10 protein-coding genes are annotated in these 12,031 nt (G+C 40.3%); 7 read left to right on the forward strand and 3 right to left on the reverse strand.

The window, feature by feature from the left end; genetic code table 11:
- The first annotated feature begins 19 nt into the window (after positions 1-19).
- Complete coding sequence (locus tag U735_RS0105715) at positions 20-1,390, forward strand: pyridoxal phosphate-dependent decarboxylase family protein (protein ID WP_031442907.1); 1,371 nt, start codon at positions 20-22, stop codon at positions 1,388-1,390.
- A 31-nt stretch (positions 1,391-1,421) separates the two neighbouring features.
- On the opposite strand, the gene U735_RS0105720 is transcribed toward U735_RS0105715, so the two are convergent.
- A complete protein-coding gene (locus U735_RS0105720) occupies positions 1,422-1,967 on the reverse strand; it encodes a pyridoxamine 5'-phosphate oxidase family protein (protein ID WP_031442908.1) in 546 nt (181 codons plus the stop codon).
- Positions 1,968-2,385: 418 nt separating this feature from the next.
- Between U735_RS0105720 and guaA the strand changes: the two genes are divergently transcribed.
- From guaA to U735_RS0105745, 4 genes are all read left to right on the forward strand, one after another.
- Positions 2,386-3,918, forward strand: coding sequence for a glutamine-hydrolyzing GMP synthase (guaA, locus tag U735_RS0105730; RefSeq protein ID WP_031442910.1), 1,533 nt, complete (start codon positions 2,386-2,388; stop codon positions 3,916-3,918).
- Positions 3,919-4,056: 138 nt separating this feature from the next.
- The gene (locus U735_RS0105735; RefSeq protein ID WP_232233180.1) at positions 4,057-6,222 is read left to right on the forward strand and encodes a LysM peptidoglycan-binding domain-containing protein; all 2,166 of its coding nucleotides are present in this window, start codon (positions 4,057-4,059) and stop codon (positions 6,220-6,222) included.
- A 3-nt stretch (positions 6,223-6,225) separates the two neighbouring features.
- Positions 6,226-6,630: an OsmC family protein gene (locus U735_RS0105740; protein ID WP_031442912.1), complete on the forward strand. Its 405-nt coding sequence runs from the start codon at positions 6,226-6,228 to the stop codon at positions 6,628-6,630.
- On the forward strand, positions 6,618-7,148 hold the full coding sequence (locus tag U735_RS0105745; RefSeq protein WP_031442913.1) for a DUF922 domain-containing protein: 531 nt from the start codon (positions 6,618-6,620) through the stop codon (positions 7,146-7,148). Before U735_RS0105740 ends, U735_RS0105745 begins: the two co-directional genes overlap by 13 nt.
- Before the next feature lie 112 nt (positions 7,149-7,260).
- Here the strand turns inward: U735_RS0105745 and U735_RS0105750 are convergent, their stop codons facing one another.
- Both U735_RS0105750 and U735_RS0105755 read right to left on the reverse strand, forming a co-directional pair.
- Entirely contained in the window at positions 7,261-8,796 is a 1,536-nt protein-coding gene (locus tag U735_RS0105750) for an IS1182 family transposase (RefSeq protein ID WP_031442914.1), read from the reverse strand.
- A 135-nt stretch (positions 8,797-8,931) separates the two neighbouring features.
- Positions 8,932-9,801 (reverse strand): hydroxypyruvate isomerase family protein, encoded by an 870-nt coding sequence (locus U735_RS0105755; RefSeq protein ID WP_031442915.1) that lies wholly within the window; start codon positions 9,799-9,801, stop codon positions 8,932-8,934.
- Between the two features lie 305 nt (positions 9,802-10,106).
- Here U735_RS0105755 and U735_RS0105760 point away from each other — a divergent pair, with 305 nt between their 5' ends.
- Both U735_RS0105760 and U735_RS0105765 read left to right on the forward strand, forming a co-directional pair.
- A complete protein-coding gene (locus U735_RS0105760; protein ID WP_031442916.1) occupies positions 10,107-10,343 on the forward strand; it encodes a DUF3820 family protein in 237 nt (78 codons plus the stop codon).
- 60 nt (positions 10,344-10,403) lie between these two features.
- Positions 10,404-12,029 carry a CTP synthase gene (locus U735_RS0105765; RefSeq protein WP_031442917.1) on the forward strand — a complete coding sequence of 542 codons (1,626 nt, stop codon included), beginning with the start codon at positions 10,404-10,406 and terminating at the stop codon, positions 12,027-12,029.
- The last annotated feature ends 2 nt before the right edge of the window (positions 12,030-12,031 follow it).

The following is a 12,031-nucleotide window of genomic DNA, read 5'->3' on the forward strand; positions in this document are numbered from 1 at the left end:
TTAAAAACAGACTATGTCCATGCACAAAGTAGACTTCGAAATGGTGGAGATGACGCTGGATGTCATGAAATACGCCATTGGTCGAATTACCCATCCGGCTCCAGAGTTGGGCAAGCCCAAAAAGGAAGAGGAGTTAAAGACCTTGGTAGGGGAAACGATAACTCCTGACGGAATTGGAGGGGAAAGGGCCTTTCAATTGTTTAAAGAGGTACTTATAAAAGCTACGGTACCTATTGATCATCCCAGACATCTGGCATTTGTACCGGCCTCACCTACACGGGCGGCGGTCATGTTCGACCTGGTAACTTCGGCATCGAGCATTCACGGCGCTTATTGGATGGAAGGGGCCGGCGGAATATTTTGTGAGAACGAGGCCATGAAATGGTTGGTGTCCCTAACGGGCTTGCCAAAGGGATCGTTCGGGGTATTTACCAGTGGAGGTACGGCCGCTAATTTATCTGCCATGGTAACGGCCAGGGAAAATTGGCGGAAGAATCCAGCAAATATCAATAAAAAAGGGTTGATCATAACTTCTTCAGGGGCGCACTCATCAGTAAAATCTATGGCCAAGGTTATAGATTGTGATGTGCTTTTGGTGGAAACCGAGGAACAGATGACTGCAGAGGCCCTAAATAATAGCATAAATTCCTTGGATGCCCAACAAAGAGACAGGTTATTCGCTGTTGTGGCAACTGGAGGCACCACGAATGCAGGTATTATAGATGATTTGTCCGGTATTGCGGAAATTTGTGGGACGCAAAATCTTTGGTTCCATGTTGATGCTGCCTATGGAGGTGGCGCCTTGGCCTCCAAATTGGCCCGGCCATTGTTCCAAGGTATAGAAAAGGCGGATAGTATAACCATTGATCCGCATAAATGGCTTTTCTCGCCCTATGATTGTGGTGCCATAATTTATAAGAATCCGGAATTGGCCAAGGAAGTTCATTCGCAGGAAGGTTCCTATTTGGAAATATTTAAGGATGAAGGCGCCCATGGTTTTAATCCTTCGGACTATCAAATACAGTTGACACGTAGGGTAAGGGGCTTACCGCTTTGGTTTTCACTGGCCATGCACGGGACCGATAAATATTCCTGGGCCGTTGATCAGGGTATTGGGTTGGCCAATTTGGCAGGGGAACTAATAGAAAAGCATCCCTTGGTAGAATTGGTAAGGGAGCCCAGTCTTTCCTGTGTACTGTTTAGAAGAAAGGGATGGCTACCTCAAGATTATACCCATTGGACCTATAAAAATCACAGGGAAGGTTTTGCGCTGGTGACTCCGACCAAGTATAGGCAAAAGGGTGTTTACGAAACTGTGGCACGTTTTTGTTTTATTAACCCGGATACAACAGAGAAGGATATCTCAATGATATTGGATTCTATGGCCTAGAAGGCTGGGATTTGGGTTGTCTATAACCGTTCTAAGGTACCAGATACTCACTTTCCCACAGAATACCAACTTTGGAGAACCGGACCCTTATGTGATTAGGTTGACTTAATTTTAGATATTCAATTTTGTAGGGTATAATCTCTACCAGACAGAAATGATTTTCTTCACTTAAATATTCCAAATTCTGTGGATTGATTAAATTACTCCCAGGAGACCTACTTGTTGTATATTGTTTTTTTGCGTAGCTATCCAGTTTGCCCCAATATTTCTCTTTGGTGCCCTCATCATCTTTGTAGGTTGCCGTGCCTTCAATCTTCAATTGGAGTAATTTGGCAGGATGGTATAGGAGTAGGCTTACCCTTTTATTTTCTTTTATATGTGTAATTTTTTTGGAGCGCTTATCGGTGTAAAAGGTCAGTTTTAGATTATCGGAAACATCCCGTAAGACAACGGTCCGCAAACGGGCAACCTGATCCAGTCCTACGGTGGCAAGCGTAAAAAATCGGAAAGGATGGTCTTTTTCCGTGGGTCCCTTTTGTAGCTCTTCCCTTATTTCTTCTAAGTAAACGGTGGCCATGATAATCTTTTTTTATGTTTATTAAAGATAAAAATAATTGTTGGAGTAGGGTATTTCTTTTCTCAGTTGTTATAGATATAAATTGCTATGAAATTGAAAATAATTTCCAAAGAAATTGTGAGTAGTTATAATTAGTTAATTGGTTTAGGTTGGTTTTGATTAGTAAGCCCGGTTGGTTACCGGGCTTTTTTTGTGCTTAAATCTAAAAATCTTTGTAATTGACCTAAAATTAAGCCCAGTTTGAATATCATTGTTGGGTGTTTTGGCCAATTATTGTGTTTTCCACTATTTAAAAGAAGCCCTTGTTTAAAAGGTCCTATCGGCAAAAAGCTTATTCAATATCTTTCTGTTTATAAGTTTTGTGATTATTATCCCCTAAAGATACTTTTTCAAAAATTTCAAATTACTATTTTTGCCCATGCAAAATAACGTCCTCATATTAGATTTTGGTTCCCAATATACGCAGCTCATCGCTAGAAGGGTCAGGGAACTCAATATTTTCTGCGAAATTAAACCGTACAACCACTTGCCCGAAGATTTATCGGAATACAAAGCAGTGATACTTTCTGGATCGCCGTTTTCGGTAAGGGGAGATGATGCACCACATCCTGATTTATCACAAATTAAAGGAAAAAAGCCTCTGTTGGCCGTTTGTTACGGAGCCCAATATTTGGCACACTTTAACGGTGGCAATGTAGCTCCTTCCAATACCCGTGAATACGGCAGGGCAAAATTGTCCTTTATAGATCACAGTGAATCCTTTTTTGAAGGTATTTCTGAAGGTAGCCAGGTTTGGATGAGCCATAGTGATACCATAAAGGAATTGCCCGAAGGAGCCATTAAACTGGCAAGCACACATGATGTTGAAAATGCAGCCTATAAGCTAAAAGGTGAAGATACCTATGCCATACAATTTCACCCGGAAGTGTATCATACTACCGATGGGAAAAAGTTGTTGGAAAACTTTTTGGTCCATATAGCCGGGGTGGCCCAGACCTGGACCCCAGACTCCTTTGTTGAAACTACCGTTGCGGAATTAAAGGCCAAAATTGGTGATGAAAAGGTGATACTTGGCCTATCTGGAGGAGTGGATTCCACTGTGGCGGCAGTCTTGTTGCACAAAGCAATCGGAAAACATCTTCACTGTATTTTCGTAAATAATGGATTGTTGCGGAAAAATGAGTTCCAATCGGTGTTGGACCAATATGAAGGAATGGGCCTAAATGTGAAGGGTGTTGATGCTTCGGCACGTTTTTTGGACAGCTTGGAAGGAGAAAGCGATCCAGAGAAGAAAAGAAAGGCCATAGGAAGGGTTTTTATAGAGGTCTTTGATGATGAATCACACTTGGTGGAAGATGCAAAATGGTTGGCACAGGGGACTATTTATCCTGATGTTATAGAGTCTGTCTCTGCCACTGGAGGTCCGTCAGCGACCATTAAAAGCCATCATAATGTAGGTGGATTGCCAGATTATATGAAGTTGAAGGTCGTGGAGCCCTTGCGAATGTTGTTTAAGGACGAGGTTAGGCGCGTAGGTGCCAGTTTGGGAATAGATAAGGAATTGTTGGGTAGACATCCTTTCCCGGGACCAGGCTTGGCCATCCGTATCCTCGGGGATATTACTCGCGAGAAAGTGGCTATTTTACAGGAAGTAGATGCCATTTTTATCAACGGATTAAAGGAATGGGGGCTTTATGATAAGGTTTGGCAAGCGGGAGCTATGCTTTTGCCTGTCAATAGTGTTGGCGTAATGGGGGATGAACGGACCTATGAGAAATGTGTAGCTTTAAGAGCCGTAGAAAGTACGGACGGTATGACGGCAGATTGGGTAAATTTACCCTATGAGTTCCTGCAAAAAACCTCCAACGACATTATAAATAAGGTTAGGGGTGTAAATAGAGTGGTTTATGATATTAGTTCCAAACCACCGGCAACTATCGAATGGGAATAATTTGAGAGCAAGTGCAATGGAATTTTAAATTTCCAGCTGGGCATTAATTTTTAATCTTATTATAACATTGTTGTGTTTATGTTCGTTCTCAATTTTGTACTTGGCTTATTTTAAATAGAACAAATAAAATCTATACTTGTGAAAATATATAGAAAAGTAATATTGACAACATTTTTATTAATGTTGGTGAGCATCAATGCAGTTGCGCAAAAATTTACTACCCATTCCGTTAAAGCGGGTGAAACTTTGGAAAGTATCGCAAAAAGATACAATGTTAGCGAGCAAGGAATATTAAATTACAACAAGGAGATAAAAAAAGGTCAGGCCTTAAGAGCCAATACCATTTTAGTAATACCATCGGCCAATGGCGCGGCTGTAAAAAAAGATAGTGTTTCAGAAGTAAACACCTTATTGCAAGCGTTACAGGGCGATGAGTCCGCTACTCAACAACGCGAACCTATAGGTTATACCTCACATAGGACCAAAAGAAAGGAAACCTTGTTTGGTATTTCCAAACAGTACAATATCTCGGAGGATGAAATTAAACGGTACAACAAAGAGTTGTACTCCGTTCAATTGAAAAAGGGCATGATTCTTAAGATACCCAAATACAAAAGGGTAGACCCGTCCGAAAAGGCATACATTGAAGAAAATTATGAAATCTATACAGTACAACCCAAAGAAACCCGTTGGAGTATCGCCAATAAATATGGGATTACTATAGATAGTTTATTGGTATTAAACCCTAAATTGTCCAAAATAACCGATTACCTTTCTTCTGGGCAGGAGCTTTTATTACCAAAGATATTGGGGAGCTCAATTAAGGATCAAGAAACCCAATTGTACAATTCTTACACCGTTCCGGCCAAGCAAACTTTTTATAGTTTGGAGAAAAAATTTGGACTAACGGCCAACGAAATTATAGCCTTGAACCCTGAAATAAAAGAAAGGGGAGGGCTAAAGGAAGGTATGGTATTGAGGATACCTGCGAAGAAGGTGGAGACCGGTGAGGTCAATATAGAGAATTACAATTTTTATGAGGTGAAACCAAAGCAGACCGAGTTTTCACTTACGCGTAAATTTGGGGTTACCTATAAAGAATTATTGGAGCTTAATCCAGAATTAAAAGATGGCTTAAAGGCGGGCATGGTCTTAAAACTACCGAAGGCCCAGACAGGAAATTTTGATGTAAAAAATGCCCTGATCTTGGATAAGATCAACCTAAGGGACAGTATCAATATATTAAACCGTCCAAAGTTAGTTTTTCTTTTGCCATTCAGATTGGATCGGTTGGATTTAAACAACAACGAGTCCACTAAGAGTGCTATTGAGAACAGAAAGGATGTAAAGTATAGTCTGGGACTCTATTCCGGAGCAATGGTTGCCTTGGATTCCATAGCTAAACTGGGAATCTCCGTGGATGTTAAAACATATGATACCCAATTGGACATGAATCGCACCAAGGGTATACTGCAAAAGGAAAATTTAATCGGGGTATCGGCAATTTTTGGTCCCTTGGAGGCCAAATCTCTAAAGGAGGTAGCGCTGCAAGCCTCGGAATATGGAGTGCCCGTCGTAGCACCCTTAACGGATAAGAGCGACTTGAGTTTGAACAATGTGTTTTTTGCCCTTCCTTCGGAAAAGGTGATGGAAGAACATATGATGACCTATGTTGAAGGATTGAGGACAAAGGAAAACGTAATCATAATTGCAGATCAAAAAAACAAGCCTACCGAATCCGCTTTGTTAATGAAATTTCCCGGGGCCAAAATAGTGGCCTTAAAGGAAGATCGTACGGTGGATATCGATAAAATTTCCAAGATACTTTCTATGGAGACCGAGAACTGGGTGTTTTTGGAAACTGATCAGGCCAATGTGGTTTATCATGTGGGGTCGTTATTAAATTCTTTGATAAGTAAGGAGATTGGCATAAGACTTTTCACAACAGATAAGAACAAGGCTTTTGATAGTGAAATTGTTTCCTATTCACATCTTTCCAATTTGAGGTTTACTTATCCTTCAGCTTCTAGGGAAATTGGAGAGAATAGTTTTGTACAGTCCTATAGAAAGAAATATGGTGCAGACCCGGACGCCTATGCGATACGTGGTTTTGATCTTACTTATGACCTGCTTCTAAAATTGGCCTATAAGAATGATTTGGTTATTGCTTCCAAACTTGTTGGGGAGACCGAATATGTGGGCAACAAATTCAATTTTAATAAAGACATCTCTTCCGGCTATTATAACAGGGCTTCATATATTCTCGGATATGAGAATATGAATATTATAGAACTAAAGGACTAAGCCATGACCTCGAAAGTAACTTATACCGGTGGACTTAGAACAAACTGTGTACATATAAGATCGGGCAATTCCTTTATTACGGATGCGCCCTTGGATAACCATGGCCAGGGACAGGCATTTTCCCCAACAGATACTGTTGCCACAGGCTTGGCAAGTTGTATGTTTTCCGTTATGGGAATAAAGGCCAGGGGTTTGGAATTGGATTTGGAGAATTCCACTGCCGAAGTTATAAAGCATATGGAGGCCGATCCTAGGCGGATTACCAGGATCGATGTTAAATTTAATATGCCCAAGATAGTTTCTGACAAACACAGAAAAATTTTGGAGCATACGGCACGTACCTGCCCCGTGCATTATAGTTTGCACCCGGACATTTTAAGAAATATTACTTTTCAGTGGGATCTTTAAAAAAGGTAGTCTGGCTTGCTATTTGGCTCATGCTCCATTTGGGCTATGGTCAGGAAGATGAAGTGATTTTATGGAGTCAGACAAAGAAATTAGCTTGGTCCGATTTCAAGGATAAGCCATCCAATATTTCCAATGCTGCGGCTATTACGGCCAGCGGTATCACCTATAGTTTTTCTGCGCAGGTGACCAAGGATAAAATGGAGCTCGATTTCAAGGTGGATACCCATTTTTATCCGGATAAATCCTGGTACAAGCCTAAATTGGCCAATCCGATCATCTTGAGCCATGAACAATTGCATTTTGATATTTCCGAGGTGTACGCTCGAAAATTTAGGCAAATATTGGCCAAGACCAAATTTACCAATAATGCCAAGTCTGAGGTAAAGGCGATATATAGGAATATACTTCGCGAACTAAACGACTATCAGAACCAATATGATTCCGAGACCAATTTTTCCAGGGATACCGTTCAGCAATTAATCTGGAATAAGAAGATTAAAAAAGCCTTAAACAATTAAAGAAGCCGTCTCGTTTACTAAAATGAGGCGGTTTTTATTTTTTATAGATTTTCATCTGAATTTTTTCATGAAGTAGGCCATTTTAATTTTTTGGAAGGAGATTTTAAGTGCTTTAGGCACTTTTCTTTCTCATATTATGCGCCAGGGCATGTAATCCGAACTCTAATTCCACTTTATCCAACCCGCGATGTGTAAATCGTTTAAAATTTCGGTTAGATTTGATATGGGCAAAGACCGGCTCCACATCAGCCGTTCTTTTTCTACGCTTTATTTCTCCTATTTCAGATAAAAGATGCTCTCTAGCCTTCTGTTTGTAATGCTCCAGGGCATGGTTACGTTCTATTACCCGATTGTATTTTCCTTTAAAACAAACATTCCTTATTGGACACCCATTGCAATTTTTTGCGCTATACTTACTTACTGTTTGCCTGTAGCCTGATTTGGTGGTCTTTGTTGCTTGGGCTATTTTCTCCATCCGCTGTCCCATCGGACATACATAATGATCTTCCTTTTCATTGTAATAAAGTTGGTCCCGGTGGAAGGGAGCCTTTTCCTTACGCTTTTTTCCTGCCTTATTTTGTTCTTTATCAAAAGTGTTGAATTTTACATAGCCTTTGATTCCTTTTTCAGAGAGTAGTTCATAGTTTTCCTGGCTTCCGTAACCAGCATCAGCAGTAAGAGTTTCTGGAAGATTTTGATAGAGGTATTCATAATTCTCAAGATGAGGCCGTAGGGTATGAATATCATTGGTGTCCTGGTGTAGGGTATAATTTACGATGAACTGATCTTCGGAACTGATCTGTACATTGTAGCCTGGCTTAAGCTGCCCGTTTTTCATATGGTCTTCTTTCATTCGCATGAAAGTAGCATCGGGATCTGTTTTGCTATAACTGCTTCGGTTGCCAAGGAGTTGCTCCTGTTGCTCATATTTTTCCAGGTTGGCAGGAAAATTTTTCGCAATATAGCGGGCTTTTGCTTTTGCTTTAGAGCTGGCTTTAGGATTCCCTTTGAGGATCTTGTCAATCTTTTGAGCTGTTTTTTCTACCTTCTCCTTATCGACTTTTTTAAAATCTGGAGGAGTAGGATCGGTATCCTCTTCATCAGCAATGCTTTGAGCATACTCCCACATCTCTTCGAGCTGCCGGGCCATCTTTTCTTTTTGGGTTTTAAGGGCATTGCCCCAAACAAAGGTGTAACGGCCGGCTACGGATTCTATTTTGGTGCCATCGGTATAAACTTCTTTTAACTTCACAAGGCCTTCCTGGGCCAGCAATAATACCACTTGCTTAAAAATATCTTTGAAAACATCCTTTAGCTTTTGGCTTCTAAACCTGGCTATGGTATTATGGTCAGCCACCTGCTTATTGGAGAGCCACATGAAGTTAATGTTCTCCCGCATGGCCTTTTCTATCTTACGGGTAGAATAGGTATTGTCCATATACGCATAGACCATTACCTTCAACATCATCTTTGGATGATAACTTGGCTGACCGTCTTTACTATAGGCTTTAATTAGTGGCTTTAGATCCAGATGTTCGATAACTCCATTGACAATCCGAACCGGATGGTCTTCTGGAATTAATTCTTCAATAGAGGGAGGAAAAAGCCAATTTTGTTGTTGATTGTACTCCTTGAAATTGCGCTTCATTTGGTAGTAATATTGCAACAGTAATGTAGCAAAAACCTAGCATTTATAAAAGATAATCAAGCTATTTCAAAGAATGATCCAAAAAAAAAAAGCTGCCTCTATTAATGAGACAGCTTCTTTAATTGGATTAACCTTTTATACGTCGCAAATGGTAACCCCTTCTTTTAGGGCGGCTATTTTATCTTCCCAAGTAGGGATAAATTCTTGGGCCACATGTCCTTTATAGCCTGTGGCCAAAATAGCCTTCATTATTGCCGGATAATACAATTCCTGAGTTTCGTTTATTTCGTTTCTTCCTGGGTTGCCACCGGTATGGTAATGTCCAAAGTACGAATGATAGTCTTGGATGTTGCGAATTATATCGCCCTCCATTATCTGCATATGGTAAATGTCATAAAGCAGTTTAAAATTGTCGGAGCCCAATTTTTTGCACAATTCCACTCCCCATTCGGTATGGTCGCACATGTAATCTTCATGGTTTACCTTGGAATTCAATAGCTCCATTTGTATGATAACTCCGTGTTTTTCTGCCAGAGGCATAATCTTTTTTAGTCCGTCCACACAGTTTTGCAGTCCAACGGCATCATCCATTCCCCTTCGATTGCCGCTAAAGCAGATAAGATTGGTATAGCCTGCTGCTGCCACCTTGGGAATCATCTCCGTGTAATTTTTAATCAAAGTCTCATGATATTTGGGGTCGTTCCATCCTTCCGTAAGGCTTATTTCGGCCCCGTTGCACATGGAGGAATTAATATTATACTTTTTAAGCAATGGCCAGTCTTTGGGGCCAATAAGGTCAACGCTTTTTATGCCCAGGTCGTTTAGGGACTTTAGAAAATCTTCTAATGGGATGCTCCCATAACACCAATAGCAAACACTGTGATTAATGTTGTTTTTTAATTTTGACTCTTCATTATTGTTTGGCTGCATTGCATTTCCAGTTTTGTAAGCCAGCATGCCAACCGATGCCGCTGCTGAGGTTCCTATAAATGTTCTTCGTTTCATTTTTTTCTACTTTAATTTTTTATTGAAGGTTGTGTATGGATTGCTTTTGCATTTTCTTGGCCCTCTTTTTGCTAGAATCTTTACACTGCCTAACCGAAAATACCATGTTGTATATATTTATATGTAAGGTTGTAAATTGTTATAAATGTAAATTATACGTGTATAAAGATAGGTGATTTGATTTAAAAGTACGAAATTTCAAAATAGAAAGTTCAAAATGGGGTTGGTATGTGATTGTAAATAGATTTCAATCAAATGCTTGGGATGCATTCCTGAAGATGGTATCTTTGGGTAGAATCTTTAGCATGAATATAGTTCCGGATAAGAGACAATTAATAGAATTGGCGCATTATAGAATGCCATTTGGTAAATTTAAGGGAAGATATTTGGTGGAACTACCGGAACCTTATTTGGTATGGTTTCAACAAAACGGTTTTCCAGAGGGAAAGTTGGGAAATTTGTTAAGGGCCATGCTGGAAATTAAAATTAACGGACTTGAGGGCCTAATCCGAAAAATTCAAAAAGATTTTCCCCAATATTAACCGTGAATTGTGATAGCAATTCGTATTTTTGCTCGCGTTACGAATTCAACCTAACGCTTCATGTCGCAGACTAAATATATTTTTGTAACCGGTGGGGTTACTTCATCCCTCGGAAAAGGGATTATAGCAGCCTCTCTTGCCAAATTATTACAGGCTCGAGGTTACAGAACTACTATCCAAAAATTAGATCCTTATATAAATGTTGATCCGGGAACTTTAAATCCCTATGAGCATGGTGAATGCTACGTTACCGATGACGGTGCCGAGACCGATTTGGACTTGGGACATTATGAGCGTTTTTTAAATGTTAGGACATCACAGGCCAATAACGTTACTACTGGTAGAATCTACCAAAGTGTTATAGAAAAGGAACGCAGAGGAGAATTTTTGGGAAAAACCGTTCAGGTTGTGCCTCATATCACCAATGAAATTAAGGAACGTATCCAATTATTGGGAAAGAGCGGGGACTATGATATTGTCATTACCGAAATAGGTGGTACTGTTGGGGATATAGAATCCTTGCCCTATATAGAAGCCGTGCGCCAGTTGCTATGGGAGTTGGGCGATAATAATGGGATCGTTATACATTTAACTTTGGTGCCTTATCTTTCTGCGGCCGGGGAATTAAAGACCAAGCCTACCCAACATTCCGTAAAGACTTTGATGGAAAGCGGAATAAAGGCAGATATTTTGGTCTGTAGAACAGAACACGAAATTCCGGACGACCTGAAGGAAAAATTGGCACTTTTTTGCAATGTGAAAAGGGAGGCAGTAATACAATCCATAGATGCATCAACTATATATGATGTTCCTATTTTAATGCAAGAGGAAGGTTTGGATACTGTTACTCTAAAAAAATTGGCCCTTCCGGATAACGTGGTTCCCGATCTAACAAAATGGAACCAATTTCTACAATGGCATAAGAATCCCAAAAATGAGGTAACTGTTGGACTTATTGGGAAATATGTGGAATTACAGGATTCCTATAAATCCATTTTGGAATCTTTTATCCACGCAGGTTCCGTGAACCATGTAAAAGTAAAGGTGAAATCAATTCATTCCGAACATCTTTCTGCCAAGAATATGGAAAAGAAGATGCAAGGTCTGGACGGTATTTTGGTAGCACCAGGTTTTGGGGAAAGGGGAATAGAAGGAAAGATAAAAGCGGTGCAATTTGCACGTGAAAATAAAATCCCATTTTTGGGTATCTGTTTGGGAATGCAGATGGCCGTAATAGAATATTCTAGGAATGTACTTGGTCTTAATGAGGCCAATTCCACGGAGATGGATGAAAATACTCCTGATCCGGTGATAAGTATTATGGAGGAGCAGAAAAATATTGTCAATAAGGGAGGAACTATGCGATTGGGTGCCTGGGACTGTCATTTGGAAAAGGGCAGTCTGGTACAAAAGATCTATCATGGGGCTTCCGAAATTTCTGAGCGCCACCGTCACCGTTATGAGTTTAACAACCAATATAAAAAACAATTGGAGGAAGCCGGGCTGGTAGCTTCCGGTGTAAACAATGAAACCGGATTGGTAGAAATAGTAGAGGTTCCTGCCCACCCTTGGTTTATTGGGGTTCAATATCACCCGGAATACAAGAGTACGGTAGACAACCCGCACCCATTATTTGTAGGTTTTATAAAAGCTGCTTTAAAGCATCAGAAGGAAGTTAAGCAATAAAC

It is taken from the genome of Arenibacter algicola, assembly GCF_000733925.1.
GTDB lineage: Bacteria > Bacteroidota > Bacteroidia > Flavobacteriales > Flavobacteriaceae > Arenibacter > Arenibacter algicola.

Excerpts from the sequence above, each read along its gene's own strand:
- U735_RS0105720 (WP_031442908.1), bottom strand. The coding sequence starts at position 1,967 with ATGGCCACCGTTTACTTAGAAGAAATAAGGGAAGAGCTACAAAAGGGA.
- guaA (WP_031442910.1), top strand. The coding sequence starts at position 2,386 with ATGCAAAATAACGTCCTCATATTAGATTTTGGTTCCCAATATACGCAG.
- U735_RS0105755 (WP_031442915.1), bottom strand. The coding sequence starts at position 9,801 with ATGAAACGAAGAACATTTATAGGAACCTCAGCAGCGGCATCGGTTGGC.
- U735_RS0105765 (WP_031442917.1), top strand. The coding sequence starts at position 10,404 with ATGTCGCAGACTAAATATATTTTTGTAACCGGTGGGGTTACTTCATCC.
- U735_RS0105740 (WP_031442912.1), top strand. The coding sequence starts at position 6,226 with ATGACCTCGAAAGTAACTTATACCGGTGGACTTAGAACAAACTGTGTA.
- U735_RS0105760 (WP_031442916.1), top strand. The coding sequence starts at position 10,107 with ATGAATATAGTTCCGGATAAGAGACAATTAATAGAATTGGCGCATTAT.
- U735_RS0105715 (WP_031442907.1), top strand. The coding sequence starts at position 20 with ATGCACAAAGTAGACTTCGAAATGGTGGAGATGACGCTGGATGTCATG.
- U735_RS0105750 (WP_031442914.1), bottom strand. The coding sequence starts at position 8,796 with ATGAAGCGCAATTTCAAGGAGTACAATCAACAACAAAATTGGCTTTTT.